This is a genomic window from Streptomyces sp. R33 (assembly GCF_041200175.1).
GTDB lineage: Bacteria > Actinomycetota > Actinomycetes > Streptomycetales > Streptomycetaceae > Streptomyces > Streptomyces katrae_B.
Genome location: NZ_CP165727.1, coordinates 3846000 through 3872977, shown reverse-complemented (window position 1 = coordinate 3872977; position 26978 = coordinate 3846000). Strand labels below are relative to the sequence as shown.

Annotated in this window: 32 protein-coding genes and 4 tRNA genes; 21 read left to right on the top strand and 15 right to left on the bottom strand. The window is 69.8% G+C overall.

Annotation, left to right across the window (positions count from 1 at the left end; all coding sequences use genetic code 11):
• Positions 1-3 precede the first annotated feature (3 nt).
• The 9 genes from AB5J51_RS17610 to AB5J51_RS17570 all read right to left on the bottom strand — a co-directional run bounded on the left by AB5J51_RS17610 (position 4) and on the right by AB5J51_RS17570 (position 7486).
• Positions 4-2304: a phage tail tape measure protein gene (locus AB5J51_RS17610; RefSeq protein ID WP_369778045.1), complete on the bottom strand. Its 2301-nt coding sequence runs from the start codon at positions 2302-2304 to the stop codon at positions 4-6.
• Between the two features lie 19 nt (positions 2305-2323).
• Positions 2324-2584 carry a hypothetical protein gene (locus tag AB5J51_RS17605; RefSeq protein ID WP_369778044.1) on the bottom strand — a complete coding sequence of 87 codons (261 nt, stop codon included), beginning with the start codon at positions 2582-2584 and terminating at the stop codon, positions 2324-2326.
• Positions 2581-3183, bottom strand: coding sequence for a hypothetical protein (locus tag AB5J51_RS17600; RefSeq protein ID WP_369778043.1), 603 nt, complete (start codon positions 3181-3183; stop codon positions 2581-2583). Before AB5J51_RS17600 ends, AB5J51_RS17605 begins: the two co-directional genes overlap by 4 nt.
• Before the next feature lie 120 nt (positions 3184-3303).
• Positions 3304-3720: a hypothetical protein gene (locus AB5J51_RS17595; RefSeq protein WP_369778041.1), complete on the bottom strand. Its 417-nt coding sequence runs from the start codon at positions 3718-3720 to the stop codon at positions 3304-3306.
• Positions 3721-3980: 260 nt separating this feature from the next.
• The gene (locus tag AB5J51_RS17590; RefSeq protein ID WP_369778040.1) at positions 3981-4232 is read right to left on the bottom strand and encodes a hypothetical protein; all 252 of its coding nucleotides are present in this window, start codon (positions 4230-4232) and stop codon (positions 3981-3983) included.
• A 119-nt stretch (positions 4233-4351) separates the two neighbouring features.
• Entirely contained in the window at positions 4352-6355 is a 2004-nt protein-coding gene (locus AB5J51_RS17585; RefSeq protein WP_369778039.1) for an AAA family ATPase, read from the bottom strand.
• Entirely contained in the window at positions 6352-6525 is a 174-nt protein-coding gene (locus AB5J51_RS17580; RefSeq protein WP_369778038.1) for a hypothetical protein, read from the bottom strand. Before AB5J51_RS17580 ends, AB5J51_RS17585 begins: the two co-directional genes overlap by 4 nt.
• 98 nt (positions 6526-6623) lie before the next feature.
• Positions 6624-7154 (bottom strand): hypothetical protein, encoded by a 531-nt coding sequence (locus AB5J51_RS17575; RefSeq protein ID WP_369778037.1) that lies wholly within the window; start codon positions 7152-7154, stop codon positions 6624-6626.
• A 128-nt stretch (positions 7155-7282) separates the two neighbouring features.
• Positions 7283-7486, bottom strand: a complete 204-nt coding sequence (locus AB5J51_RS17570) for a helix-turn-helix transcriptional regulator (protein WP_369778036.1) — start codon at positions 7484-7486, stop codon at positions 7283-7285.
• A 91-nt stretch (positions 7487-7577) separates the two neighbouring features.
• Here AB5J51_RS17570 and AB5J51_RS17565 point away from each other — a divergent pair, with 91 nt between their 5' ends.
• Together AB5J51_RS17565 and AB5J51_RS17560 are read left to right on the top strand one after the other, a co-directional pair.
• Positions 7578-8093, top strand: a complete 516-nt coding sequence (locus tag AB5J51_RS17565; protein ID WP_369778035.1) for a helix-turn-helix transcriptional regulator — start codon at positions 7578-7580, stop codon at positions 8091-8093.
• Entirely contained in the window at positions 8086-9411 is a 1326-nt protein-coding gene (locus AB5J51_RS17560) for a tyrosine-type recombinase/integrase (protein WP_369778034.1), read from the top strand. The genes AB5J51_RS17565 and AB5J51_RS17560 overlap by 8 nt, the downstream gene beginning before the upstream one ends.
• 25 nt (positions 9412-9436) lie before the next feature.
• Here the strand turns inward: AB5J51_RS17560 and AB5J51_RS17555 are convergent, their stop codons facing one another.
• Positions 9437-9925: a YajQ family cyclic di-GMP-binding protein gene (locus tag AB5J51_RS17555; protein WP_030298135.1), complete on the bottom strand. Its 489-nt coding sequence runs from the start codon at positions 9923-9925 to the stop codon at positions 9437-9439.
• Positions 9926-10125: 200 nt separating this feature from the next.
• Here AB5J51_RS17555 and AB5J51_RS17550 point away from each other — a divergent pair.
• A tRNA-Tyr gene (locus tag AB5J51_RS17550) sits at positions 10126-10207 on the top strand.
• Positions 10208-10308: 101 nt separating this feature from the next.
• Here AB5J51_RS17550 and AB5J51_RS17545 read toward each other — a convergent pair.
• A complete protein-coding gene (locus AB5J51_RS17545) occupies positions 10309-10878 on the bottom strand; it encodes a maleylpyruvate isomerase N-terminal domain-containing protein (RefSeq protein ID WP_136225717.1) in 570 nt (189 codons plus the stop codon).
• 38 nt (positions 10879-10916) lie between these two features.
• Here AB5J51_RS17545 and AB5J51_RS17540 point away from each other — a divergent pair, with 38 nt between their 5' ends.
• Positions 10917-11354 (top strand): DUF3574 domain-containing protein, encoded by a 438-nt coding sequence (locus AB5J51_RS17540; RefSeq protein ID WP_133897179.1) that lies wholly within the window; start codon positions 10917-10919, stop codon positions 11352-11354.
• Positions 11355-11361: 7 nt separating this feature from the next.
• Here AB5J51_RS17540 and AB5J51_RS17535 read toward each other — a convergent pair whose 3' ends face one another.
• A complete protein-coding gene (locus AB5J51_RS17535) occupies positions 11362-12018 on the bottom strand; it encodes an SDR family oxidoreductase (RefSeq protein ID WP_053788699.1) in 657 nt (218 codons plus the stop codon).
• 67 nt (positions 12019-12085) lie between these two features.
• Positions 12086-13396, bottom strand: coding sequence for an amidohydrolase family protein (locus AB5J51_RS17530; protein WP_369778033.1), 1311 nt, complete (start codon positions 13394-13396; stop codon positions 12086-12088).
• Positions 13397-13771: 375 nt separating this feature from the next.
• On the opposite strand from AB5J51_RS17530, the gene AB5J51_RS17525 reads away from it, so the two are divergent.
• The 10 genes from AB5J51_RS17525 to AB5J51_RS17480 all read left to right on the top strand — a co-directional run bounded on the left by AB5J51_RS17525 (position 13772) and on the right by AB5J51_RS17480 (position 19519).
• Positions 13772-13844, top strand: a tRNA-Thr gene (locus AB5J51_RS17525).
• A gap of 48 nt (positions 13845-13892) precedes the next feature.
• Positions 13893-13965 (top strand) — tRNA-Met (locus AB5J51_RS17520).
• Between the two features lie 88 nt (positions 13966-14053).
• Complete coding sequence (gene rpmG, locus AB5J51_RS17515) at positions 14054-14218, top strand: 50S ribosomal protein L33 (RefSeq protein WP_003956487.1); 165 nt, start codon at positions 14054-14056, stop codon at positions 14216-14218.
• 135 nt (positions 14219-14353) lie between these two features.
• Positions 14354-14806, top strand: coding sequence for a MaoC family dehydratase N-terminal domain-containing protein (locus AB5J51_RS17510; protein ID WP_030298148.1), 453 nt, complete (start codon positions 14354-14356; stop codon positions 14804-14806).
• A gap of 1 nt (position 14807) precedes the next feature.
• Positions 14808-15236 (top strand): MaoC family dehydratase, encoded by a 429-nt coding sequence (locus AB5J51_RS17505; RefSeq protein WP_136225719.1) that lies wholly within the window; start codon positions 14808-14810, stop codon positions 15234-15236.
• Between the two features lie 102 nt (positions 15237-15338).
• Positions 15339-15917, top strand: coding sequence for a TetR/AcrR family transcriptional regulator (locus tag AB5J51_RS17500; protein ID WP_053788697.1), 579 nt, complete (start codon positions 15339-15341; stop codon positions 15915-15917).
• A gap of 123 nt (positions 15918-16040) precedes the next feature.
• Entirely contained in the window at positions 16041-17528 is a 1488-nt protein-coding gene (locus AB5J51_RS17495) for a DHA2 family efflux MFS transporter permease subunit (RefSeq protein ID WP_369780270.1), read from the top strand.
• Between the two features lie 39 nt (positions 17529-17567).
• A complete protein-coding gene (locus tag AB5J51_RS17490) occupies positions 17568-17975 on the top strand; it encodes a DUF3291 domain-containing protein (protein WP_053788696.1) in 408 nt (135 codons plus the stop codon).
• Positions 17972-19087, top strand: coding sequence for a UDP-N-acetylmuramate dehydrogenase (locus tag AB5J51_RS17485; protein ID WP_133897176.1), 1116 nt, complete (start codon positions 17972-17974; stop codon positions 19085-19087). The genes AB5J51_RS17490 and AB5J51_RS17485 overlap by 4 nt, the downstream gene beginning before the upstream one ends.
• 15 nt (positions 19088-19102) lie before the next feature.
• On the top strand, positions 19103-19519 hold the full coding sequence (locus tag AB5J51_RS17480) for a hypothetical protein (RefSeq protein ID WP_053788694.1): 417 nt from the start codon (positions 19103-19105) through the stop codon (positions 19517-19519).
• Between the two features lie 3 nt (positions 19520-19522).
• Here AB5J51_RS17480 and AB5J51_RS17475 read toward each other — a convergent pair whose 3' ends face one another.
• Positions 19523-20542, bottom strand: coding sequence for an adenosine deaminase (locus tag AB5J51_RS17475; protein WP_053788693.1), 1020 nt, complete (start codon positions 20540-20542; stop codon positions 19523-19525).
• 220 nt (positions 20543-20762) lie between these two features.
• Positions 20763-21989 (bottom strand): pyridoxal phosphate-dependent aminotransferase, encoded by a 1227-nt coding sequence (locus AB5J51_RS17470; protein ID WP_053788692.1) that lies wholly within the window; start codon positions 21987-21989, stop codon positions 20763-20765.
• A gap of 192 nt (positions 21990-22181) precedes the next feature.
• Between AB5J51_RS17470 and AB5J51_RS17465 the strand changes: the two genes are divergently transcribed.
• The 7 genes from AB5J51_RS17465 to rplL all read left to right on the top strand — a co-directional run bounded on the left by AB5J51_RS17465 (position 22182) and on the right by rplL (position 26445).
• A tRNA-Trp gene (locus AB5J51_RS17465) sits at positions 22182-22254 on the top strand.
• A 105-nt stretch (positions 22255-22359) separates the two neighbouring features.
• Positions 22360-22641, top strand: a complete 282-nt coding sequence (secE, locus tag AB5J51_RS17460) for a preprotein translocase subunit SecE (RefSeq protein WP_030298162.1) — start codon at positions 22360-22362, stop codon at positions 22639-22641.
• A gap of 84 nt (positions 22642-22725) precedes the next feature.
• Positions 22726-23625, top strand: coding sequence for a transcription termination/antitermination protein NusG (gene nusG, locus AB5J51_RS17455; protein WP_369778032.1), 900 nt, complete (start codon positions 22726-22728; stop codon positions 23623-23625).
• Between the two features lie 168 nt (positions 23626-23793).
• Complete coding sequence (rplK, locus tag AB5J51_RS17450) at positions 23794-24228, top strand: 50S ribosomal protein L11 (protein ID WP_030154660.1); 435 nt, start codon at positions 23794-23796, stop codon at positions 24226-24228.
• Between the two features lie 87 nt (positions 24229-24315).
• Entirely contained in the window at positions 24316-25044 is a 729-nt protein-coding gene (gene rplA, locus AB5J51_RS17445; RefSeq protein ID WP_030154662.1) for a 50S ribosomal protein L1, read from the top strand.
• Positions 25045-25420: 376 nt separating this feature from the next.
• Entirely contained in the window at positions 25421-25951 is a 531-nt protein-coding gene (gene rplJ, locus AB5J51_RS17440) for a 50S ribosomal protein L10 (RefSeq protein ID WP_030008449.1), read from the top strand.
• Positions 25952-26061: 110 nt separating this feature from the next.
• A complete protein-coding gene (rplL, locus tag AB5J51_RS17435) occupies positions 26062-26445 on the top strand; it encodes a 50S ribosomal protein L7/L12 (RefSeq protein WP_369778031.1) in 384 nt (127 codons plus the stop codon).
• Positions 26446-26978 lie beyond the last annotated feature (533 nt).

Here is a 26978-nt window from a genome sequence, read left to right as displayed (position 1 = left end):
CTCCTACTGGCCGAACGCGGTCTGGACGCTGCCCTGCCCGATCACGCGAACGGACTTGCGAAGCGCCGTCGCGAACGCGGACTCGACCGCTGCGTCGATGACGAGGCGGACCTCGACGGGGATCGGCCCGTACCCGGGCCGGGTCAGCGGGCTACCTGCGCCGCCGGCGATCTGCTGCCCGGCCGCCGACGCGAGGCCAGACACGGGCGCCTGGACCAGGCCGGCCATCGCCGCATCGACCTCGCCCTGGCGGGCCTCGATACCGACGACGACACCGGCGGGGATCCACTGGCCGATCTGGTCGGCCATCAACTTCGACGGGCTGGCGATGCCGAGGGCCTTGGCGATCGGGCCCGGGATGAGGCTCCGGGCCCAGCCCATGAGGGTGGAGCGCAGCCAGCCGCCCATGGACTGGATGCCCCGCCACAGTCCGGTGACGAGCGCCTGGCCCTTGCCGACGAGGAGCGAGCCGAGGTCGCCGAGCGCCCCGGACAGCATGCCGGGCAGGCCGCGCAGCCAGCCCACCATTTCCGTCGCCTTCGCGATGGTGCCGGCCTTCGCGGCATCCCAATGCTTGATGATCAAGCCTGCGATGGTCCAGTTCAGGAAGAGGTTCCAGATCCAGCCGGGCACCTGCGACAGCCAGGCGATGATTGCGTTCCACGCGGTGACCGCGCCCTGCTGGATCTGGGCCCAGTGCTGCCAGATGATCCCGCCCAGCATCCATGTCAGGAAGAAGGTCCAGATCTGGTCCACAGCCCACTTGATGCCGCCCCAGATAGCGCCCCACGCGGCGACGGTGAACGCCTTGATCTGGTCCCAGTACGTGTAGATCAGCGCGGCCAGCGCGATCACCCCGAGGATGATCCATCCGATCGGGCCCATTGCGATCAGCCACTGCGCGGCCATGATCGCGGCCCAGGCGACCGCGCGTGCCGCCATCAGAACGAACTGGCCGACCGCGACCGCGCTCGCGCGCAGCACGGCCAGGACCCAGGTGCCGATCGAAGTCAGCGCCGAGCCGACCCATGCGGCGGCGGTGGTCGCCGCGGATACGACCGCGGCCCCCGCGATACGGGCGTAGGCAGCGAGGCCCACGGCGTTCATGCGCAGCCAGTTCCCGATCACGGTCCACGCGGACGCGGAGATGACCGCGTTGGCGCCGGCCACCACGGCGGAGACCGCGGAGTACACCATCATCGCGCCCCGGACCACGAGGACCGTCGCCGCGAGCCCCAGCAGCGTGTAGGACAACGGCTCGAACACCGACTGGTGCTTCATCGCGAACTGCACCATCACGCCACCGACATCGGTCAGCCGGCCCATGACCTTGTTCTTGAACTCCTCCAGTTGGTGGGAGGTGGTGCCCCCGACCTTTTTGACGATCTCGTCGGCGGCGCCGGCCGCATGGTCCATGCCCGCCGCAGCCGCAGCTGAGGCAGGATCCAATGCGTACAGCGCGTCGGCCATCGTGTTGGCCGGGTCTCCGAACAGGGCGGACGCGGCATTCAAGCGGACCGTCTCGTCCTTCGTGTTGCGCAGCGCGTCCGTGGTCATCTGGAACGCCTTCTGCGCGCTGTCCCCACCCTCGCGCATCAGCTTGCCGACCGTCTTGCTACTGAGGCCGATGGACTTGTACGCCTCGTCCACGGCCGTGCCGCCCTTGAGGGCAGTCTCGCCGAAGATGCCGATGGCGTCCGCGACCTGGTCGGCATCCCTGGCGCCGTGCTGAATGCCCTGGACGATCAGCCCAGTCGCGACCTGTCCGTTGACACCGATGCGCCGCCACTGGGTGCTGTACTCGTTCAGCGTCTCCAGGTAGTCACCCGACTTATCCGCCGCGCTGCCGAGCCCCTTGGCGATGATGTCGAACGCCTCCTCGGCGTTCTTCGCCAGCCCAGTGCGCATCAGCTGGCCGACCGCCGCGGTCGTAACCCCAAGGTCCTGGTCGAACGTCTGGGATAGCGCCAAGGCCTTCGTGGTGATCCCCTCCAGGCCGCCCTTAGCCTGGCTCACGTCGCCGATGTTCTGGTAGACGCCCTTGATCGCCTCGTTGACCTGCTCTGTGCTGTCGCCCCAGGCATTGCGGAACACAGACGCCGACACGCCGGCGACCTGACCAGCCTCGGCCGCACCCAGACCCAGCTGTGCGGCCAGCTTCGCGTTCGCCGCCTCGACGTCCATGGCGTCCATGACGCCCTTGCCCAGCGCGGCGCCGACTCCTGCGCCGATAGTCGCCGCGGACGCGGTGAACCGGTCGGCGACCTTGTCCATGACCGCGGACGCTTTGTCCTTGGCGATCAAGTTGAAGACGAGGGACGTGTCACTGGCCATCGATCGCCACCGCCCGCCGGCGCAGAAGCTCCACCTTGGCCTGATGCGGGGTGAGCGTCCGGGGCCGGCCGAACGCAGCGCAGGCCTGGCGGCCCGTCATCCGCCGCTCACGCGCCGCCGCCTTCCGCCGCTGGTAGCGGTACACAGCGACTTCCAGGCTCCCGTTCGCGGCGAGCATCCGGACCGTGTCGAGGTCCATGTCTGCGCCCTCGGCGAGGCTGATCAGCGCGCGCCCTGCAATCTCCGTCATGACGTGCGGCCTTTCTCGAAGGTGATGTGGCGCTCCCTGCCGAGCCGTTCGGCCAGAGCAAGGACCTCGTCGCGGTGCTCGCCGAGGATGAGCCGGGCCTGTCGGCGGGCCCGCTGTACGCCGTGGTCCCCGTCGGTGTTCTGCACGAGGACGCGCCAGTCCTCTCGGCAACCAGACGAGTCGCCCTGGGGATAGGCCAGGGCTCGGAACTCGTGGATCCACACCTCGGCAGCCGCGGCGACCGCGGCGGTCTCTTCGCGGCTGGCACTCTCGTAGGTCGTGACGCCGTCCCGGCCGTTGTCCGCGATGTACATCTCGACCACGTGCAAGCCGAGCGCCCGCGCCACCACCGCGTGCGCGGCCTCATGCTCGGCCGTACGCGCCAGCACGAGGTCCGGGTCCGTGCCGAGTCGGCGACGGGCCCAGTCCGCCGTGTCGTCCGCAGGGACGCGCAGGGGCCTGGCGCTGCTGAGAGCCTGGGAGTTCATCAGGGACGTCACGAGGTCGTTCCCCAGGGCCCGCCACGCGTCCACCGCACGGCGGTCCCTCTGCTCCAGGCCGGCATACAGCTGCCAGGCCACCTCTTCTGAACTTGCCATCACCGCTCCTCATCGCTGGATACGACGGGGCGGCGCCCTCGCTCGGCCGCTACACGACCCGGGACATCTGCCGGGCACGCTGCCAGCCACGTCCCCGGGCGATCTGCCGGGCAACGCTGCTCAGGCTGAGAGATTCGCGCGCACCCGGCGCTGCTCCGCGTACGCGAGGACTGCGGACCGGTCCAGCAGCCAGCGGCCACCGACGAGGCGGCCCATACCGCCGGCCGCCAACTGCCGGACCCGACGCTCCCCGAGGCCGAGCAGGACGCTCGCCTGGTACGTATCGATCTCATGGGGCGAGAGTGGCCCGATTGCCGCGACCTGCGATTCCGCAGTTCCGTCCACGGCAACGGGCAGCCCCTCGTACTCCCGGGCCGCGAGCCGGAGCGCCCGACGCGCCGCATCCACCTCCAGCCGCATCCAAGCGGGCAACTCATCGAGCACACGCGCCACGTTCGGCGACGCGAGCACCCTGTCGAAGACGTGCGCACTGACCCCGTGGACCAGGGCGCCGTGCACGTACCCCGGGGCGCTCACGGGCGCGCTCGCCGCTTGCGGCGGCAGGGCTGACACACCCTCTGCCCCTCGGGCAGCGACCCCGGGCCGCCCCACAACAGGCGGCCACAGCCAGCACACGGCACGGTCGGTTTCCTCGGCATGGATCCTCCTTCAAGATCAACCGTTGAGATTTGGCCTCGGAGAGTTTTTTTAGAAAGCTGGGCGCGGGGCTGGGAAGACGATCTTTCAAAAAAATCGGAGCGTCTCGCGCGCGGAGAGTGCGGAACCGAGTCCGCGGCTTACGGAGAGGGCTTGGCCTTGAACGTGTCGGGCACCTGGGCGGCCCTGGCGAGGTCGGGGAGCGCGGGCAGGGTGCCGGCCAGGACGGGGCATCCCGCGTCGTGCTCGACTGCGGCGTGCAGCGTGCCGGTCTCGTCGTTGGTGGTGAGGTAGGCGACCTCGCCTGTGCAGTGGCCGCACTGGTAGTTGCTGACCATGCGGGCGATGAGGTGCTTGTCGCCTGCGGCGAACGTGCTGTGCGTGATGGTCATCGGGGTTTCCCTTGTCTTGTCTCAGCTCTCGTCTCACGTCTCACCCTTAAGGGGGGTGAGACGAGACGAGACTTCTCGGGGGTGATTGAGACGGCTTGAGACGCGTGAGACTTTCGGGGCTACGGGGCGTCTCGCGCTGCTACGGGCAGGGCGTAGATAGGGCGCTTCTCGGTGCCGATGTTCCGGAGGGACCCCCTGTTGACCAGGGAGTTCAGCGCGCGGTACACCGAGGCCTTCGGGACGTCGGTCACGGCCATGAGGTTCGTGGCGGTGGCGCTGGTTGTCTCAAACGAGTCCCGCATGGCAGCGAGGATGATCTCTTCGTTCTTGGTCATCTCGTCACCGCCGGGCAGTACGCTGCGGGCGGCCAGGACGACGGACTGTCCGACCGGGGTGAGGCGGAGCCACACCGTCTCGAAGGCGTCCTCGTCCTTCTGTTTGTCGCTGTGCACCTCGACGTACTCGCCGTCCTTGGTGACCTTGATGATGCTGGTGGCCGCGCCCTCGAAGGCACTGGCGCCGCGCATGTCGAGCCCGTTCTTCCCGGAGTGGTGGACCATCAGCACGCAGGCTCCGCAGGCCTGCCGGATCTGGTCCGCAGCATCGACGACTTTGGACATCTCGCCGTTGCTGTTCTCGTCAGCGCCCACGGTCACGCGGGCCTGCGTGTCGATGATGACCAGCGCCGGCCGCATGTCTGCAATGAGCGCGACGAGGGCCTGGCGGTCGATGCCGTTGAGGAGTTGGACGGCCATCGGCAGGAAGGTGACGTTCTGCATGGACACCCGGAAGGCTTCCTCCCATGCCCTGACGCGCTTCCGGATGCCGGACGCGCCCTCGGCGACGAGGTAGAGCACCGGGCCCGCTGAGACGCCCCGCAGCTGCCACGGCAGGCCGCTGCCGATGCAGCCAGCCCAGTCGAGGGCGACGAAGGATTTGGCCGAGCCGGGCTTGCCGTAGAGCCAAGCAAGGGAGTCCATGTACAGGACGCCGTCGATGAGCGGCACGGGGTCGGGGATGCTGTCCAGCCCCGCGGAGTCCACGAGGGCGGCTCGCAGCTCGGCCAGTCGAGCCTGCATGGGGTTCTCGCTCGGTCGCTCCTGCGGTGGCTCAACCTCGGTAGGACCTGCGGCTTCGGCTCGAGGCTCGGGTACGAGTAGCCCTGAGAAGTCGTTGCGGGTGTCGGCGCGGGCGAGGGGCGGCCAGGGCCGCCGCGGCTGTGCCATGCCAGCTCGGAGCCCTGAGTCGATGGTGGCCCGCGCGCGGCCCTCCGGGTGGTTGCCTGCGCGGGCCGCGGCGAGGAGGTCCTCGCGTGCCTCGCCCTCGGTAAGAGCCCCGGCTCCGACGAGGGTGCCGAGGGCGAACGCGGCGGTGTTGATGGCGTTGTTCTGCTCGCCGTTGACGGCGCGGGTGATCGCGTCGCACTCGGCTTGCACGACCCTGCGGGTGTACGCGTCGTGCCGGTCGGCAGGGATGACGATGTTCGTCGCGGGCGCGGCCGGGGCTGAGGGACGCGCCTGAAGCGCTTCGAGGAGCCAGGCCGGCGCCATGACGGGCGCCTGCTCGGGGTTCTCCAGCGTGTAGATCACGCCCGTCGCGTGGACGGAGCCAAGGCTGATGACGTACGCGTTCCCGGCGCGCACGTCGCCGTCGAACTTGCCCTTCAAGGCGCCGAGCCCGTTGCCGAGCTTGGCCTCGGCCGGGGCCCAGTAGTAGTCGTGGTGGCCCTTTGCGGTGTGCACGCGCATGGTGGGCGCATGCGGGTGGCCGAGCGCGTTGGCGGTGTCCTCCAGGGCGCCGGGCCGGTCGCTGTCCATGACGAGCAGCTGCGCGCCGTTCGGGCCGCGACTGCCTCCCACGTAGACACCGACGTTGCGGGGCGCCCCAGCGAACAGCCGTCGCACCTCCGTCTCGTCGCGGCGCGTGGTCTTGGTGAACGGCTCCGCGGGGTGCTTGCCGCGGTCGGTGCAGGTGTTCGCATCGTGGCCGTACCCGATGCCCGCGCAGCGCTCGGCGCCCGGGTGGTCGGCAGCGAACACCACGAACTGTCGCTCCGCGAGCCAGAGCGCACCAGAGAGCGGTGTCTCGGCAGCGGCCTGCGGGTCGATGGTGTGCGTGGTCAACGTGCGTTCTCCGTCTTCTCCGCCGCGATGTCCTCGGCCAGGGCCAGGACGTCAGCGACCCAGCCGCGGGCGGCCGTACGCACGGCGCGCGCGGAAGGCTGGCCTTCGAGGTCGGCTCGAATGGAGCCGATGGTGAGTACCCGGCGGGCACGCTCGGCGCGTGTTCGCACGAGCAGGGCATCGGTGTACGGGCAGGGCGGCCAGGCGCCTCCGGGTACGCCCGAAGGCCCCGCCGCGTCGGCGGGGCGATCGGGCGTGCGGACCGTGGTCACCGGTCGGTCTCGGCGACGGCCACGAGGGCCTCGACGGCGTCGAGGTGGGCCCGCAGCTCGGCGAGACGGACACGGGCCTCGGCCGGGGTGAGGTCCAGGTCGAGGAGCCCGACCCTGACACCCTCGCCGAAGTCGATGAGGCCGACGCAGATGACATCGCGGCCGTACGCGTCCGGGTTGGGGGCTGCGGTGTACTTCGAGAAGTGTTCGAAGTGCTCGCCGGTCTCGACGCACCAGCCGTACTCGGTGCAGGCCGTCTTCGGGCTGATCAGTGCGAGGACGTTGTCGATGACGGCCGGCGAGTCTCCGGCCTTACGGATCTCCTCGGCGACGAGGCCGAGGAAGTCGCTGATCTCCGGGTTGTCCTTCTTGGCCTGCTCGATCTGCTCCAGGACGTGTACGGCGCGGGCAGTCAGGCCCGGGATGGCCGGCGGGAGGTCTGCGAGGAGCGGGTGCACCTTGCCGGTCGGCGCGGTGGCCGCGGCGAGCGCACTAGCGATGTTGGTCTGGGTCGTGGCAGTCTTCATTTTGAAGCTCCTTCACGGCCGCGCATATGGGACTGCGAATCCCGCGCGGCCGTTCGGCTGTTCCGGCTAGGACGGCGGTGCTTCAGGCCCCCAGCGACAGGTGTTGACGCACCTGCTGGGGGCCGTTTTCATGCGGCGATCGTCTGGGTGTCGAGCCAGGCCTCTACGTCGGTCCACCGGGCGCGCAGATGCCTGCCGACCTTGATGAACTTCGGTCCGTTGCCTCGGCTGGACCACTGGTAGACGGTGGCGAGCGGGACCCCGCAGTACTCGGCGACGTCCTGAGCGGTGGCGAGCGGCCGACGAGAGGGCAGCCGCGTGGTGTCAGACATACACACCTCTTGTGCTTCGGAAGCACGTTCTGTGCTTGGCTCGATATTGTCGCCACTTGCCGTCTGTGTCAACCGATGCTTAGATGTGCTCATGAAGCACACCGACGGGCCGGAGGATCCGGTTCAGACGATCAGCCGCCGTGTGAAGGAACTGCGGGCACGCAAGGGCTGGAGCGCCACCGAACTTGGTGAGCGGTTGACGGCGGCCGGCATCCCCTGGAACCGCTCGGTAGTCGCGAACTTCGAGAACGGCCGGCGGCCGACCGTGAGCGTCCCCGAGTGGCTCGCATTGGCGCGCGTGCTGGATATCGCCCCCATGCACCTGCTGATCGAGCCCGAAGGCCCCGCGGCGCCCTCAACGGGGTACAGCGTCACCCCAACAGAGGCCGTGCCCAAGGACGAGGCGCGGGCCTGGGTGCGGGGCATGTCGTGCCTACCCGGTACCGACCTTCGGCTCTTCTACTCCGAGGTCCCAGCCGAGGAGTGGGGCTACAGGTGGGTCCTGCTCCAGCAGGATGCGGACCCGGACGGGCGCGTCGGGGATCTCCACAAATGGGCCCGCCGGGGGTACGGCGGGTACGGCGGCACGGGGGGCACCGATGGCTAGCGTCTACGACCGGTGGCATCTCTCGCGCCCCCGCAAGGAAGCGGAACCCTGCGCCGAGCACTCCAGCAAGACCCGCACGCTGGTGGCCAGCAAGGACCACGGCAAGGGGAAGCGCTGGCAGGTGCGTTGGCGGGACGCGGCCGGTGAGCAGCAGAAGGAGAACTTCGCCAAGCGCAGCCAGGCCGACACCCGCGCCGCGACCATCGAGGCCGACCTCGCGCGCGGCCTGTACGTCGACCCGGCGGCCGGCAAGGAGGGCTTTCAGTCCGTCGGCGAGCGCTGGCGCACCGGCGCTGTTCACCGAGACAGCACGGCCGAGCGTGTCGACCGGGCCCTGCGGCTGCACGTCTACCCGCTGCTCGGAAACAAGCCGATCGTCTCCATCCGTCCCTCAGAGATTCAGTCCTGGATCAAGAATCGCTCACAGGTTCTCGCCCCCAGCACGTTGAAGGTCACGTACGCCTACGTAGTCACGATCTTCCACACCGCGGTGCGAGACCGGATCATCGCGATCAACCCGTGCGACGGCGTGCGCGTCCCTGACGTGCGCCGGCCGGAGATCGTGCCGCTCCACCCTGCCGCGGTGAAGGCCCTCGTAGCCGCTGTCCCCGATTGGTATCAAGCCCTCAACCTGCTCGCCGCAGGCGCCGGCCCCCGCCAAGGCGAGGTCTTCGGCCTGGAGGTCGAACACATCGACTTCCTGCGGCGCGAGATGAAGATCTGCCAGCAGCTCGTCGGCCCGGACAAAGGTGAGCCCTACCTCGGCCCGCCCAAGACGCACGAGAGCTACCGAACGGTGCCGCTCGCCCGCGCGGTCGTGGACAGCTTGGCCGCCCATCTGGCCCGCTTTCCCGCGCGCGAGGTGGAGATCTGGGACCGGACCGACCCCCGTAAGCCCCACCTGCGGAAGGCCAAGCTGCTGTTCGTGAACGAGCAGCGCGAGGCGATCCGGCGCGGCGCGTGGTCGCACGTCTGGGACGTAGCCTGCCGCAACGCGAACGCTGCGCTGGCACGCCAGTACGAGACGGCCCACGCTGCGTGGGTGGCCGCTGGCCGGCCGGAGGGTGAGGAGCCGTCGCCTGTCCAGCTTCCCGACGGCACGACGATGCACGACCTGCGGCACTTCTACGCCTCGCTGCTGATCAAGCACCGCGAGAGCGTCAAGACAGTTCAGCGGCGGCTCGGCCACTCGAAGCCGTCGATCACCCTCGACATCTACACGCACCTGTGGCCCGACGAGGAGGACACAACGCGAGCAGCCGTCGAGGCGGTCCTCGGCGATGTGCCCGCGTTGTGCCCTCCGGCCAAGGCCCTGTGACTTACGTGCAGGTCAGCGGCGTAAATCAGCGGTAGTTCACGAACTGGATCGCGAAGTCCAGGTCCTTGCCCTTGAGCAGCGCCTGGACGGCCTGCAGGTCGTCACGGCTCTTGGAGCTGACGCGCAGCTCCTCGCCCTGCACCTGGGCCTTGACGCCCTTGGGACCCTCGTCCCGGATGATCTTCGCGACCTTCTTGGCGTTCTCCTGGGAGATGCCCTCCTCGATGGAGGCGAAGATCTTGTACTCCTTGCCGGACAGCTGCGGCTCGCCGGCGTCGAGCGCCTTCAGCGAGATCCCGCGCTTGACCAGCTTGGTCTCGAACACGTCGAGGACGGCCTTGACGCGCTCCTCGGAGTTCGCCTCCATGAGGATCTTCTCGCCGGACCAGGCGATGGTGGCGCCGGTGCCCTTGAAGTCGTAGCGCTGCGAGAGTTCCTTGGCGGCCTGGTTGAGGGCGTTGTCGACCTCCTGCCGCTCGACCTTCGAGACGATGTCGAAACTGGAGTCGGCCATGTGCTGTGGCTCCTTGAAGTCGGCTGTCATTGCCCCGGAGGGCGCGGCCGGACATGCCCGGCCCGCTCCGCAAAGCCTAGCCACCGCGCCCACCCGCAGCGCTGATCAATCCGGTGGCGAAGCACCCCCGCACATCAGGTATTGTTTACGTCGTTGCCGGGGAGCGCCGCCGCAAGGCGGAAAAAACGGCAGCGACTCTTGGCGGTGTGCCCGAGTGGCCAAAGGGAGCAGACTGTAAATCTGCCGGCTCAGCCTACCCAGGTTCGAACCCTGGCGCCGCCACGCGATGTGAGACCCCCGTTACTGCGGAAGCGCAGTGACGGGGGTCTTCTCGCATGCCCCGGTGATCCGAACGCGGGGGTTCCGCGTCCGGATCCGGTCGGTCAGGGCGTGAGGGATACGCGCCAGGACCAGGTGGTACGGCGCGGGCGGGTCGGGAGGGCCAGGCGGCCGGCCGACCAGAGGAGGACCTCAGGGGCCGGGCCGGACGGGGAGTCCGGGAAGAGCCGGGCCAGGACCAGCGCCGAGAGGCCGGCCGGCGGGAGCCAGGGGAGGTCGAGACCCTGGGCGATGTCGTACGTGTGGAGCAGGATCTCCGCCACGCCCATCGCAGCGAAGCCGCCCGGATCGCAGGGGCCCCAGTGCCAGGCCCGCGCGGACTCCGGCGCCGCGTCCACGGCCGTGCCCAGCAGCCGGGCCGCCGCCGAGACCACCTGGAGGACCGCCGCGGGCGGGGCAGCCTCCCGTACGCGCAGGTCCAGCGGCAGATAGCCGTCCGAGGGCAGCGCGGCCACCTGGGCGGCGTACCCCAGCAGGTCGTGGGCGACGTGCGCCGCCGTCGTCCAGCAGGTCCAGTCGAGCGAACCGGCCTTCACCTCCCAGTCCCGTCCGGTGTGCGGCGTCAGGGCCGACACCATTTCGGCTGCCGCCCGTTCGACGTCGGAGCCGGTCATCGGCCGCATCGTCCTGATCTCCTGTTCGTTCTCCGGTCGTGAACTTCATTTCTGACACGCGCGGGAAGGTCGGCGGCGGCGTGCTCCTCGCCCTCCTCGGGGCCGGGATCCCGGCCCTGGTCGGGGCCGCACTGCACAGCCATGTGGGCGAGCCCTACCAGGAAACCAGGCTCTACTTCGGCACCGAACGCCCGGGCGGCCGCGCCCCGGTCGCGGAACAGGAGTTCATGCGCTTCCTGGAGCGCGAGATCACCCCCGCGTTCCCCGAGGGCCTCACCCTCCAGGACGGGCACGGCCAGTGGCGGCGGGACGGCAAGGTCATCCGCGAGACCTCGTACGAGGTGGTGCTCCTGTACCCGGAGAAGGAGGCCGACGAGCGCAGCGCGCGCATCGAGCGGATCCGGCAGGCCTACGAGGACCAGTACCAGCAGGACTCCGTCGGGCGCTCCGACGACAAGGTGACCGCAGAGTTCTGAGGGCGCCTCAGTTGCCCGCGACGTCCTTGACGGCCACCGCGACCGGGGTCGAGCCCTCGACCAGCTCCAGGGTCAGCCCGGCCGTCGCCGGGGTCTCGATCAGCTCCGCCAGCACGGCCGCCACGTCGTCGCGCGTCACCGAGCCGCCGCCCGTCCGCGCCTCGAGCCGCACCTGCCCCGTCCCCGGGTCGTCGGTCAGCGACCCGGGCCGCAGGACCGTCCACTCCAGGCCCAGCCGGGTCCGTACGTGGTCGTCCGCCTCGCCCTTCGCCCGCAGGTAGATGTCGAAGACGTCGTCGCCCTCGTGGTACGCGTCCGCGCCCATCGAAGAGACCATCAGGAAGCGCCGTACCCCCGCCCGTTCGGCCGCGTCCGAGAACAGCACCGCCGCGCCCCGGTCGACGGTGTCCTTGCGCCCGACACCGCTGCCGGGCCCCGCCCCGGCCGCGAACACCGCCACGTCCGCGCCCTGCAGAATGCCCGCCACGTGCTCGACCGAAGCCGACTCCAGGTCGCAGAGCACCGGTTCGGTGCCCGCCTCCCGCAGGTCGTCGCCCTGCGCCCGGTCGCGGATGATGCCCGCGACCTCGTACCCGCGCGCGGCGAGCAGACGCTCCAGCCGCAGCGCGATCTGACCGTGTCCACCCGCGATGACGATGCGCATGCCCCGACCGTACGACGAGCCGGGCGCCGCCGCCCGCGAAGGCGTCCACCGATGGGCCTGCGAACGTTCAGGGACCGGGCTCCGCACGGCCCTGCCGGGGCAGGTCCAGGGCCACCGCGACCGCCGAGTCGCAGTACTCCCGTACGGCACTCGTCCGGGCTACCACCCGGCCGCGGTGGATCACGATCCGGCTGTAGGCCAGGGAGAGCACGCCCGAGATCCGGTCCCCCCGCACGGCGAGCAGCTCCGCCGGGAACCCGGCCTCCAACCGGACCTCCGGCAGGCCCATGGCCTCCCGGGCCTCGCCGCTGACCGACGCGTAGGCCTCGGCCGCCCGCAGCCCGCCCTGGGAGGCCAGCAGGAACGCGGCCTCCAGCGGGTCGCCGCGGCCGACCGGGTTCCCGGCGTCCCGCAGCGCCCCGCTGCCGGCCGCGACCCGGACCCCGGCGGCGCGCAGCAGCCGTACGGGCGCGGTGCGCAGGCCGCGCCGTTCCAGGGCCGCGCAGTCGCCCTGGGGCAGGCAGGTCACCCGTACGCCGGCCGCGGCCAGCTGGTCTGCGGCCCGGTGCGCCACGTCCAGCGGGAGCCGCGACAGCCCGCCGCAGGGGCCGATCGTCACCCCCGGGCGCAGCCCGCCGGCCATCGCCGCGAGCCGGGCCAGGCGGCCGGGATCGTCACCGTCCGTGTGCAGGTCCACGGGGCAGCCGTGCTCGGCGGCGAGTTCCAGGACGGTCTCGAGGAAGCCCGTCGGGTCGGGGTCCAGGTCCGGGCAGCCGCCGATGACGGAGGCGCCCATCTTCACGGCGTCCCGCAGCATGGCGAACCCGTCGGCGCCGGCCACCCCGGTGAGGAGGCGGGGCACGGCGACGGTGGTCAGGTCGGTGAGCCCGCGCAGCGAGCGGCGGGCCTGGAGCACGGCCTCCATGGGGCCGAGGCCGTGCACGTCGCCGATCCGGACGTGGGAGCGCACGGCCGTGGCGCCGTGTCCGAGCTGGAGCAGGGCGGCCTCGGTGGCCCGGCGCTGCACCTCGTCGGGTGTGTACGAGACGGGCCCCTCGCCGTCGGCGGTCAGGGCGGTGTCCCCGTGTGCGTGCGGCTCGGCGGGGGCGGGGAGCAGGAGGTAGCCGCCGAGGTCCACCCGGGAGAGGGCGGGAGCGGGGAGGCTGCCCGCGGTGCCGACGGCCTGGATCCGGCCGCCGCCGAGCCGGACGTCGACCGTACGGCCGTCCGTGAGACGGGCCCCGGTGAGCAGGAGGGTGGTGGACTCGGCGGCGGCCGCGTTCGCGTTGCCCGTCGGGCGCTGAGGCCCGTGACCGCCGCCCTCGCCGCGGCCCTTGCGCGGGGAGGAGGACGGCTGCTGCGGCTGGCTGTCGGACATCGCGCTCCTGCGGTGGCTCGGGCGGTTCCTGGGCCGGGCGGCCGCGGCCTGCGGCCCAAGATCACGCAGCGTGCTCAGAGCCTAGGGCGCAGGGCTCCCCGCTTCACGGAGGAGCGCAATAGTCGTACCGGTGTGGTGCCCACGCGCCGTGGCGCCCGCCTGCGTGCCCTGTCGGCAGCGGGTGCGGGCCGCTTCGTGTGCTCCACCGTGCCTGCCGGGGGCAGCGGGTTTGTGAGCCCGGCCACAATCTGCCCCGAAAAGGGCTCCGGAGCCGCCCGGGGGCTGATCGGGAAAGCCGTGGCCGCCCCCTCGGAGGCCAGTCCCCGCAAAGGATTTGGGCGATGGGCGGGCAACCGTGTAATGTCTTCATCGCTCGCCCCAATAGCTCAGTCGGTAGAGCGTCTCCATGGTAAGGAGAAGGTCTGCGGTTCGATTCCGCATTGGGGCTCTGGTGAGAGAGGTCCCCCACCCTCGGGTGGGGAGCTGATCACATCAAAGCGGCGTAGCTCAGTCGGTAGAGCAAGCGGCTCATAATCGCTGTGTCACCGGTTCAAGTCCGGTCGCCGCTACCCACAGTAGCCGATTGCGGGGTCGGTCTCCCGATCGGCTACTCTTTTATGCGTTCATCCGTCCCATAGTCCGTCAAGGAGCACTCACGTGGCTGCCACCGACGTCCGCCCGAAGATCACGCTGGCCTGCGTGGAGTGCAAGGAGCGGAACTACATCACCAAGAAGAACCGGCGTAACAACCCGGACCGTCTTGAGATGAAGAAGCACTGCCCGCGCTGCAACTCGCACACCGCGCACCGCGAGACCCGCTGACCCCAGCGAAGTCTCGAATAACAGGCACCGTCATGAGGTCGTCCCCTTCATCGGGGGGCGGCCTCGTGTCGTTTCCGTGATCGCCGGTTCGTGATCGTTTTCGTGACCGTCTTTTTCAACAGGAGGTAGGGAGCCATGGCGCTCGACCAGTCCTTCGTGGGGCGTAGCTACCCGCCCACCGATCCGTACGAGGTCGGCCGGGAGAAGATCCGCGAATTCGCGGTTGCGGTGGGTGACGAGAATCCCGTCTACACCGACCCCGAAGCCGCCAAGGCGTTCGGCCACCTCGATGTGATCGCTCCGCCGACTTTTGTGTTTGCGATCACGTTCGCGGCGGCCGGCCAGGTCGTGGAGGACCCGCAGCTGGGTCTGGACTACAGCCGCGTCGTGCACGGCGACCAGAAGTTCGCGTACTCGCGCCCCGTGCGTGCGGGGGACCGGCTCTCGGTGACCTCCACGATCGAGGCCGTGAAGTCGATGGCGGGCAACGACATCATCGACATCCGTGGCGAGGTCCACGACGAGACCGGCGAGCACGTGGTGACGGCGTGGACGAAGCTCGTGTCCCGCGCCCCCCAGGAGGCCTGAGATGACTGCGCAGATCAAGTACGCCGACGTCGAGGTCGGCACCGAGCTGCCGGCGGCGTCCTTCCCCGTGACGCGGGCCACGCTCGTGAAGTACGCGGGTGCTTCGGGCGACTTCAACCCGATCCACTGGAACGAGAAGTTCGCCAAGGAGGTCGGACTGCCGGACGTGATCGCGCACGGCATGTTCACGATGGCCGAGGCGATCCGCGTGGTCACCGACTGGGTCGGCGACCCGGGAGCGGTCGTGGAGTACGGCGTGCGGTTCACCAAGCCGGTGGTGGTCCCGAACGACGACGCGGGTGCGGTGATCGAGGTCACGGCCAAGGTTGCGGCGAAGCTGGAGGACAACCGCGTGCGGGTCGACCTGACGGCGATGAGCGCGGGCCAGAAGGTCCTGGGCATGTCCCGGGCCGTGGTCGCCCTGGTCTGACCGACCCTCGGCGCCGCCCACGCGCCGGCCGGGCCCCGCTCCCGAAGCGGGGCCCGATTCAAGGGCTTGCCAAGTTAGTGATTGAGCACTAACTTTGAACGCATGGCAAGGATGAGTGCGGACGAGCGGCGCGAGAGCGTCATCCGGGCGGCGATGCACGAGTTCGCCCGGGGTGGCTACTACGGGACTTCCACGGAGGCGATCGCCAAGCGCGTCGGCGTCTCGCAGCCGTACCTGTTCCGGCTCTTCCCCAACAAGCCGGCCATCTTCCTCGCCGCCGCCGAGCGCTGCCTGCGGGACACCCGTGAGGTGTTCGCGGCCGCCGCCGAAGGGCTCGAGGGCGAAGAGGCCACGCACGCCATGGCCGAGGCGTACGTCCGGCTCATCAGCGAGGACCCGGACAAGCTCCAGATGCAGCTCCAGATGTACGTCACCGTCGCCGCTGCCGAGGCGGCCGGCGACCACCAGCTCGGTGAGCTCGTCCGCAAGGGCTGGATGGACCTCTGGGACACCGTCCACGTGCCCCTCGGCGGCGATGTGAACGAGACCACGACCTTCATGGCCTACGGAATGCTGATCAACACCCTGGCCGCCATGGGCTTCCCGCCCGGTCACCGGGTCTGGGAGGGGTTGTACCCCTCCGGCCGCATCGAGGGTCCGGAGGGTCGGCCGGGGGAGTGAGTCCCCGGCCGGTCCGGTCCGCACGTCCTGTGCGCCGGACTTTCATGGGCGCGAAAGTTAGTCAGCAATAACTAACAGTTCAGTTCTCACCCGCAGGGGGAAATCGTGAACGGCACGCAAGGCATCCACGACGCCCAAGGAACCCAGGGCACCCAAGGCACCGCCCTCCGCGGTCCCGCCGTCTGGGCCCTCGTCCTCACCTCCGTGGCCGGCTTCATGGCCGCCCTCGACAACCTCGTCGTCACCACCGCGCTCCCCGCCATCCGGGGGGACCTCGGCGGAGCGCTGGAGGACCTGGAGTGGACGGTGAACGCGTACACGCTCACCTTCGCCGTCCTCCTCATGTTCGGCGCCGCCCTCGGCGACCGCTTCGGCCGGCGCCGGCTCTTCATGTCCGGCCTCGCGATATTCACCGGCGCCTCCGCCGTCGCGGCCCTCTCGCCCGGCATCAACGAGCTCATCGCCGCCCGAGCGGTCCAGGGCGTCGGCGCCGCGATCATGATGCCGCTCACGCTCACCCTGCTCACCGCCGCCGTCCCGCCCGCCCGCCGCGGCATGGCCCTCGGCATCTTCGGCGCCGTCGGCGGCCTCGCTGTCGCCAGCGGCCCGCTCATCGGCGGCACCCTCACCGAGCACATCTCCTGGCAGTGGATCTTCTGGCTGAACGTCCCGATCGGCCTGGCCCTGATCCCGCTCGCCCGCCTCAAGCTGACCGAGTCCACCGCCCCGGGCGCCCGTCTGGACGTACCGGGCACCCTCCTCGTCAGCGGCGGCCTCTTCGGCATCGTCTACGGCCTCGTCAACGCCAACGCCCACGGCTGGACCAGCACCCCGGTGCTCACCGGCCTGATCGCCGGCACCGCGCTCGTCGGCGGATTCGTCGTCCACGGCTTCCGCCACGCGAACCCGATGCTGCCGATGCGGCTCTTCCTGGGCCGCGGCTTCCTCGGGATCAACGTGGCCAGCCTGCTGATGTACCTGGGCATGTTCGGCTCGATCTTCCTGCTCGCCCAGTTCCTCCAGGGCGTCGCCGGCTACACGCCCACCCAGGCCGGGCTGCGGATGCTCCCCTGGACGGCCATGCCGATGATCGCCGCCCCGATCGCGGGCATCCTCTCCGACCGGATCGGCGGCCGCCCCGTCGTCGCCACCGGGCTCGCCCTGCAGGCCCTCGGCCTCGGCTGGTTCGCGACGATCCTGAGCACCGACGTCTCGTACGCCGCCCAGCTCCCGGCGCTGATCCTCAGCGGCATCGGCATGGGCCTGTTCTTCGCCCCCGCCTCCAACATCCTGATGTCCACGGTGGGCCCCGCCGACCAGGGCAAGGCCTCCGGCGCCAACAACGCCCTGCGCGAGGTCGGCGGCGCCCTCGGTGTCGCCGTCCTGGCCTCGGTCTTCTCCGCCCAGGGCGGCTACGAGTCCCCCCAGGCCTTCACCGACGGGACCGTGCCCGCGCTGTGGATCGGCGCCGCCGCGGTGGCAGCGGCGGCAGCCTTCGCCCTCCTGGTACCGGGCAAGGGAGCCCGCACGGCCGCCGCCCCGGTCGCTCCCGCCCCCGTCACCCCCGCCCCTGCCCCCGTCCTCGCCGACCAGGTCCCCGCCGCGCGCTGACAGGCCCGGACCGACCGCAACGGAAAAGGAGTGCACGTCATGCCCGACATCCCCTGGTCCACGCCCACCCCGCCCGCTCCCGGAGCCGAGGTCTACGTCATGGCCTCCCGCTTCGAGACCGAGACCCTCACCGGCGCCTTCCGGTTCTTCCTCAAGTCGCCCGGCATCATCCGCCAGATCCGCTCCGCCCCCGGCGCCCACGGCGTCGCCCTGCGGGCCCGGATCCTCAGCCGGACCTTCCTGACCCTCTCCGCCTGGGAGGACCGCGACGCGCTCTACCGCTTCGCCCGCAGCGAGCCGCACCGCTCCAGCTCCCGCGCCGCCGCCGCGTTCATGCGGGAGTCGGCCTTCACCTTCTGGACCGCTCCGGCCGCCGCGCTCCCGGTCACCTGGGCCGAGGCCGAGCGCCGGCTGGCCGAAGGCGGCGGACAGGAAGCCCGCTCGTGACGTACGGTCCGTGGCCCCGCAGGGATGCGAGGGGTACGGACCGTACTCTTGTCCACGTGCAGGAACTCCACGACGCCCCCCTCGCCCCCCTGACCACCTTCCGCCTCGGTGGCCCCGCCACCCGTCTGGTCACCGCGACCACCGACGCCGAGGTGGTCGACGCCGTCCGCACCGCGGACGAGAGCGGCACCCCGCTCCTCGTCATCGGCGGCGGCAGCAACCTGGTCATCGGCGACCGCGGCTTCGAGGGCACCGCCCTGCGCATCGCGACCACCGGCTTCCACCTGGACGGGACGCGGCTCGAGCTCGCTGCCGGCGAGAACTGGAGCGACGCCGTCGCCCGTACCGTCGAGGCGGGCCTGGCCGGCATCGAGTGCCTCGCCGGAATCCCCGGCTCCGCCGGCGCCACCCCGATCCAGAACGTCGGGGCGTACGGCCAGGAGGTCTGCGACACCATCACCGAGGTCGTCGCCTACGACCGCACCACCCGCGAGACGGTCACCCTCAGCGCCGCCGAGTGCGCCTTCCGCTACCGCAACAGCACCTTCAAGGACCAGCCCGACCGCTACGTCGTCCTGCGCGTCCGCTTCGCCCTGGAGGACGCGGGCGGCCTGTCCGCGCCGATCAAGTACCCCGAGACCGCCCGCGCCCTCGGCGTCGAGGCCGGCGACCGCGTCCCGGCCGCGCAGGCCCGCGAGACCGTGCTGCGCCTGCGCGCCGGCAAGGGCATGGTCCTCGACCCCGCCGACCACGACACCTGGTCCGCCGGCTCCTTCTTCCACAACCCGATCCTGAGCGACGAGGCGTACGCCGCCTTCCTCGCCCGCGTCCAGGACCGGCTCGGCGCCGGGACCACCCCGCCCGCGTACCCCGCAGGCGACGGCCGTACGAAGACCAGCGCGGCCTGGCTGATCGACAAGGCCGGCTTCACCAAGGGCTACGGCACCGGCCCCGCCCGGATCTCCACCAAGCACACCCTCGCGCTGACCAACCGCGGCGAGGCCACCACCGAGGACCTCCTCACCCTGGCCCGCGAGGTCGTCGCGGGCGTCCACGCGGCCTTCGGCGTCACCCTGGTCAACGAGCCGGTGACGGTCGGCGTCAGCATCTGAGGAGTCCCGGCCGCCATGCTCTGTCCACGGCACGGGGCCGGTACGGACCCCACCCGCCTGGTGGGACGCACGATCAGCAGGATCGTCGCGTCCTGGCACGTCTACGAGGGCGAGCGCTCCGAAGCGCCGCTCGACGTCTGGCTGATCGACAGCGAGGGCGAGTCCACCAGGATCAGCACCGGGTCCGACGGGTGCCTCATCGTCGAATCCGCGCCGCCCCACGAGCCGTACGACATGGGGGAGTGGGGCCGGATCGAAGTCGGCGAGGACCTCGGCGACCACCCCTTCCTGCGGCACCTCGGGCACGAGGTGGCCACCGTGGCCGAGTTCGCGGCGCCGGAGACCGGGCGCACGCAGCTGGAGATCGGCTTCCCCGACGGCGACCGGGTACGGGCCGACTGCTGGGAGGGCGACCTGCGGCTCACGCGGTGAGTCTCAGGTGGCCAGCCAGTGGTCGATCCCGGCCAGCAGCTTGTCCTGTACGTCCTCCGGCGCCGCCGAACCGCGCACCGACTGCCGGGCCAGCTCGGCGAGCTCCGCGTCCGTGAAGGCGTGGTGGCGGCGGGCGATCTCGTACTGCGCCGCGAGCCGGGATCCGAACAGCAGCGGGTCGTCCGCGCCCAGCGCCATCGGCACGCCGGCCTCGAACAGGGTGCGCAACGGGATGTCCTCGGGCCGCTCGTAGACCCCGAGGGCGACGTTCGACGCCGGGCAGACCTCGCAGGTGATCTGCCGGTCGGCGAGCCGCTTGAGCAGCCGGGGGTCCTCGGCGGCCCGCACGCCGTGGCCGATGCGGGAGGCGTGCAGATCGTCCAGGCAGTCCCGGACCGAGGCGGGTCCGGTGAGCTCGCCGCCGTGCGGGGCCGCGAGCAGGCCGCCCTCGCGGGCGATGGCGAAGGCCCGGTCGAAGTCGCGGGCCATGCCGCGGCGCTCGTCGTTGGAGAGCCCGAATCCGACGATGCCGCGGTCGGCGTAGCGGACGGCGAGGCGGGCGAGGGTACGGGCGTCGAGGGGGTGCTTCATGCGGTTGGCGGCGATGAGGACCCGCATGCCGAGCCCGGTCTCGCGAGATGCCGTGTCGACGGCGTCCAGGATGATCTCGACGGCCGGGATCATGCCGCCGAGCAGGGGGGCGTAGGAGGTCGGGTCCACCTGGATCTCCAGCCAGCCGCTGCCGTCCCGTACGTCCTCCTCGGCGGCTTCGCGGACGAGGCGCCGGATGTCCTCGGGCTCGCGCAGGCAGGAGCGGGCGGCGTCGTAGAGGCGCTGGAAGCGGAACCAGCCGCGCTCGTCGGTGGCGCGGAGCTTGGGCGGCTCGCCGGCGGTGAGGGCCTCGGGGAGGCGGACGCCGTACTTGTCGGCGAGCTCCAGGAGGGTCGATGGGCGCATCGACCCCGTGAAGTGCAGGTGGAGGTGGGCTTTCGGCAGAAGCGTGAGATCGCGTACGTGCTCCATCTGGTGATCCTGCCGTACCGCTGCGCTCGGCGGGAGGGGGTTTTACCTTTTGGGGGCTTGCCCGAACGCGAGAGCGGGCGCGGCTCCGCTGCCGGGGCCCTGCCCCCGGACCCCCGCGCCTCAAACGCCGGCGAGGCTGAAGACGGCGGCGCAGCCGGAAACGGCGAGCGGCGCCGACCCGATGGGGTCGGCGCCGCTCGAATGCGCGCTGGGGGCCGCGTCAGGCCTTGGCCTCCGCCAGGAGCTTCTGGATGCGGGACACGCCCTCGACCAGGTCCGCGTCGCCCAGGGCGTAGGACAGGCGCAGGTAGCCCGGGGTGCCGAAGGCCTCGCCCGGGACGACCGCGACCTCGGCCTCGTCCAGGATCAGGGCGGCCAGCTCGACCGAGGTCTGCGGGCGCTTGCCGCGGATCTCCTTGCCGAGGAGCTCCTTGACCGACGGGTACGCGTAGAACGCGCCCTCCGGGGTCGGGCAGAAGACGCCGTCGATCTCGTTCAGCATCTTGACCATCGTCTGGCGGCGGCGGTCGAAGGCCTTGCGCATCTCGGCGACCGCGTCCAGGTTGCCCGAGACGGCGGCCAGCGCGGCGACCTGGGCCACGTTGGAGACGTTGGAGGTGGCGTGCGACTGCAGGTTCGTCGCCGCCTTGATGACGTCCTGCGGGGCGATGACCCAGCCCACGCGCCAGCCGGTCATCGCGTAGGTCTTGGCGACGCCGTTGACGATGATGCACTTGTCGCGCAGGGCCGGCACCAGGACCGGCAGCGAGGTGAACTTCGCGTCGCCGTAGACCAGGTGCTCGTAGATCTCGTCCGTCAGCACCCACAGGCCGTGCTCGGCGGCCCACTCGCCGATCGCCTTCGCGTCGGCCTCGCTGTAGACCGAACCGGTCGGGTTCGACGGGGAGACGAACAGGACGACCTTGGTGCGCTCGGTGCGGGCGGCCTCGAGCTGCTCGACGGAGACGCGGTAGCCGGTGGTCTCGTCGGCGACGACCTCGACCGGGACACCGCCGGCGAGGCGGATCGACTCGGGGTACGTGGTCCAGTACGGAGCCGGGACGATGACCTCGTCGCCCGGGTCCAGGATGGCGGCGAAGGCCTCGTAGATCGCCTGCTTGCCGCCGTTGGTCACCAGGACCTGCGACGCGTCGACCTCGTAGCCGGAGTCGCGCAGCGTCTTCGCGGCGATCGCGGCCTTCAGCTCGGGCAGGCCGCCGGCCGGCGTGTAGCGGTGGTACTTCGGGTTGCGGCAGGCCTCGACCGCCGCCTCGACGATGTAGTCCGGGGTCGGGAAGTCGGGCTCGCCCGCACCGAAGCCGATGACCGGGCGCCCGGCGGCCTTGAGGGCCTTGGCCTTGGCGTCCACGGCGAGGGTGGCGGACTCGGAAATGGCGCCGATACGGGCGGACACCCGGCGCTCGGAGGAAGGCGTTGCAGAGGTCATGCGGCCAATCGTCCCAGACGCCCCAGAGGCGCCGCACACCGTTTCAGTCATCGGACGGAGCAGCCTGAAATGTGCTCTGTTCGACGTCAGGGCCCGGACCACGTACACTCACCTGTCGTTGGACCCCGCCGGTCACTCCAGAACGCGAGCACTCCGTGCACCCGTCTGGATGCGGTAGGTTGGGGGACGCAAAGGGTCGTAGCTCAATTGGTAGAGCACTGGTCTCCAAAACCAGCGGTTGGGGGTTCGAGTCCCTCCGGCCCTGCTCCACACTCCTTCTCGGACGTGTGCGCAGGTACGTACTTCGATGCAACGCCGTGCGGCGCAACCGGGCGCGGCTACGGCCACGACCCGGATTCAGGTGAGAGACGTGACGGACGCCCTGGGCTCCATCGACATGCCTGACGCCGAGGACGACACCCGCGAGAAGAAGGCCCGGAAGGGCGGCAAGCGCGGGAAGAAGGGTCCTCTGGGCCGGCTTGCACTGTTCTACCGCCAGATCGTCGCGGAGCTCCGCAAGGTCGTCTGGCCGACGCGCAATCAGCTCACGACGTACACCACCGTGGTGATTGTCTTCGTCGTCATCATGATCGGTCTGGTGACCGTGATTGACTATGGGTTCCAGGAAGCCATCAAGTTCGTCTTCGGCTGATCCCCGCGGAGGGCGGCGCCTTGATGGGTGCCGCCCGTTTTCGCATGTTCGACCACCTTTTGTATCCAGGAAGAAGCAGCCACCGTGTCTGACCCGAACCTGAACGCGAGCCACGAGTCCGTCGAGGACGCGCTCGACATCGTCGAGGCGGCAGACGCTGTGGACCCGGACGAGGTCGAGCTCGCCGACGCCGAGGCCGGTGTCGCCGCCGAAGAGGCCGCGCTGCACATCGAGGACGAGGTCGACGCCGAGTCCGAGGACGACGCCGAGGTCGAAGAGGCCGCCGACGAGGCCGCCGGGGAGACCGAGGCCGCCTCCGACGAGGTCGAGGCTGCAGACGAGGCCGAGGCCGAGGCCGCCGAGCCCGTCGACCCCATCCAGGCCCTGCGCGAGGAACTGCGCCTCCTGCCCGGCGAGTGGTACGTGATCCACACCTACGCGGGCTACGAGAAGCGCGTGAAGGCCAACCTGGAGCAGCGCGCCGTCTCGCTGAACGTCGAGGAGTTCATCTACCAGGCCGAGGTGCCCGAGGAAGAGATCGTCCAGATCAAGAACGGCGAGCGCAAGAACGTCCGGCAGAACAAGCTGCCCGGCTACGTTCTCGTCCGCATGGATCTGACGAACGAGTCCTGGGGCGTCGTCCGCAACACGCCTGGCGTCACCGGCTTCGTCGGCAACGCGTACGACCCGTACCCGCTGACCCTGGACGAGATCGTCAAGATGCTCGCCCCGGAGGCGCAGGAGAAGGCCGCCAAGGCCGCCGCGGAAGAGGCCGGCCTGCCCGCGCCCGCCGTCAAGCGCACCATCGAGGTCCTGGACTTCGAGGTCGGCGACTCGGTCACCGTCACCGACGGCCCGTTCGCGACGCTGCAGGCGACCATCAACGAGATCAACCCCGACTCGAAGAAGGTCAAGGGCCTCGTCGAGATCTTCGGTCGCGAGACTCCGGTCGAGCTCAGCTTCGACCAGATCCAGAAGAACTAACCGATCTTCTGAAGCAAGCTTCCGGACAGGTCAGATCGCCCCTCGAAGGGCGGTCTGACCTGCTCGGTTTTTAGCCCCGCTCCGATACCCGTTATCGTGGTGCGGTATGCCTCCATCCGGATGACCGGATCGGCGGCGAAAAACTCTCACTAGGACCCGGAGAGAGCAATGCCTCCCAAGAAGAAGAAGGTCACGGGGCTTATCAAGCTCCAGATCAAGGCCGGTGCGGCCAACCCGGCTCCGCCGGTCGGCCCCGCGCTCGGTCAGCACGGCGTCAACATCATGGAGTTCTGCAAGGCCTACAACGCCGCGACCGAGTCGCAGCGTGGCATGGTCGTGCCGGTGGAGATCACGGTCTACGAGGACCGCACCTTCACCTTCATCACCAAGACTCCGCCGGCCGCGCGCCTGATCCTCAAGGCCGCGGGCATCGAGAAGGGCTCCGGCGAGCCCCACAAGACCAAGGTCGCCAAGCTCACCGGCGCCCAGGTCCGCGAGATCGCCGAGCTGAAGATGCCCGACCTCAACGCCAACGACGTCGACGCCGCGATGAAGATCATCGCCGGCACCGCGCGTTCGATGGGCGTCACGGTCGAAGGCTGATCCAGCCACCCCAGCACCACCAGTGGTAGGACCAAGCGCTGGTCCGCACCACGACTCCATGCCTGAAGCCGAAATACAGGAGCAGAAGTGAAGCGCAGCAAGACTCTCCGCGCTGCGGACGCCAAGGTCGACCGGGAGAAGCTGTACGCCCCGCTCGAGGCCGTCCGTCTCGCCAAGGAGACCTCCACGACCAAGTTCGACGCCACCGTCGAGGTCGCCTTCCGCCTGGGTGTCGACCCGCGCAAGGCCGACCAGATGGTCCGTGGCACCGTGAACCTCCCGCACGGCACCGGTAAGACCGCCCGGGTCCTGGTCTTCGCGACCGGTGACCGTGCTGCGGCCGCGGAAGCCGCCGGCGCCGACATCGTCGGCGACGACGAGCTGATCAACGAGATCGCCAAGGGCAACCGCCTGAACGAGTTCGACGCGGTTGTCGCCACCCCGGACCTCATGGGCAAGGTCGGCCGCCTCGGCCGCGTGCTCGGTCCGCGTGGTCTGATGCCGAACCCGAAGACCGGCACCGTCACCATGGACGTCGCCAAGGCTGTCACCGAGATCAAGGGTGGCAAGATCGAGTTCCGTGTCGACAAGCACTCGAACCTGCACTTCATCATCGGCAAGGTCTCCTTCACCGATGAGCAGCTGGTCGAGAACTACGGCGCGGCCCTGGACGAGATCCTTCGTCTGAAGCCGTCCGCCGCCAAGGGCCGCTACGTCAAGAAGGCCGCCCTGAGCACCACGATGGGCCCCGGCATCCAGCTGGACTCGAACCGCACCCGGAACCTCCTCGTCGAGGAAGACCCGGCCGCTGTCTGAGCCCCACGCTGAGCCTCCGGCTCACCTGAGTGGCTGAAACGGGCCCCTCGCCCCCTCACAGGGCGGCGAGGGGCCCGTTTTCTTGCTTCCCGGGGGCCTCGGGCCGGCCTCGGAAGCCCCCGGTCGCTGACCGATTTGCCTGACCGGTGCCGGGTCACGTAGTCTTCCCCAGAAGCCAAAGACCGCTGGTCGTTGCCGTGCCCGCAAGGGTTCGGTGGCCGAAGGATCCGCTGAATGCGGACGACCCGCGTAGGTGACTGTGGAAGGTTCCCGGAATTCGTTCCGGTTGAGCCACGCCCTGGCGCCTGCGCCGGGGCGTTTCTTATTTCAGCCCCTTCTGAGCGGTCCTCATCACCCGGAAGGAGGCGAACGCACCATGCCGACGCCCAACAAGGCTGCATCGGTAGCCGAGCTCAAGGACGCGTTCCAGAGCTCGAACGCCGCCGTGCTGACCGAGTACCGGGGTCTCACCGTCGCGCAGCTCAAGACGCTGCGTCGCTCCCTCGGTGAGAACGCCCAGTACGCCGTGGTGAAGAACACGCTGACCAAGATTGCGGCCAACCAGGCCGGGATCACCGCGCTGGACGAGCACTTCGCTGGTCCGACCGCGGTCGCCTTCATCACCGGTGACCCGGTGGAGTCGGCGAAGAGCCTGCGTGACTTCGCCAAGGACAACCCGAACCTCATCATCAAGGCGGGTGTCCTTGATGGTAAGGCGCTCACCGCCGATGAGATCAAGAAGCTTGCGGACCTCGAGTCCCGCGAGGTTCTGCTCAGCAAGCTGGCCGGCGCGTTCAAGGGCAAGCAGTCTCAGGCTGCCTCGCTCTTCCAGGCGCTGCCGTCGAAGTTCGTCCGCACCGCGGAAGCGCTTCGCGTCAAGCTCGCCGAGCAGGGCGGTGCCGAGTAATTCGGCTCGCGCACTGATCCACGCCGCCTAGTGCGTGGGTCGTAGCGGGCCGTTACGCCCGCCTCTATATACATCCGGCACCTGCCGATTTAGTGGAAGGATCGCCCATCATGGCGAAGCTCTCTCAGGACGACCTCCTCGCCCAGTTCGAGGAGATGACCCTCATCGAGCTCTCCGAGTTCGTGAAGGCCTTCGAGGAGAAGTTCGACGTCACCGCCGCCGCGGCCGTCGCCGTTGCCGGTCCGGTCGGTGGCGCCGCCGCCCCCGAGGCCGAGGAGGAGAAGGACGAGTTCGACGTCATCCTCACCGGTGCGGGCGACAAGAAGATCCAGGTCATCAAGGTCGTGCGTGAGCTGACCTCCCTGGGTCTGAAGGAGGCCAAGGACCTCGTCGACGGCACCCCGAAGCCGGTTCTCGAGAAGGTCAACAAGGAGGCCGCCGAGAAGGCTGCCGAGTCCCTCAAGGCTGCCGGTGCGGCCGTCGAGGTCAAGTAACACCTCTGGGGCCTCCTGAGGCCCCAACCAAGGGCGATCACCCGTAAGGGTGGTCGCCCTTTGGCGTATCCGCAGTGCCTGACTTGCCCTGGTCTCGTTGGGGAGTAGGGTGATCATCGTTGCCCCGCGGTCGGGTCAGGAGATGATCCGCACGGAGCAGGGGGCCTTGACGAACGGCACGCGGCGCGCAATTCTCAGACCCGTTGCGGGATCGGTCCGCCCGATCCGGGATCCGGGACATGGATCCGGGATCCGAGGCATGGATCGGCTACGAAGAGGGCAGTACTGATACGCGCTCTGTAGGTACGAGCCGCAATGTTGGACGCAGGGTTGCAGGGTTGCAGGGTTGGTTTTAAACGACATGGGGAAGGCCTGTTGCCGGTTTCCGGAAACCTGGTCTGGACATCAGTGAGCCAAGTGGCTACACTGACCCTTTGCGCTGCCTGTTAGCTGCCCCCTGCCCGTCGCCAGGGGCATGCCCACGCTCGAGCACACTTGATAGATACGCCCTGACCAGGCCTTATCGGCCAGAT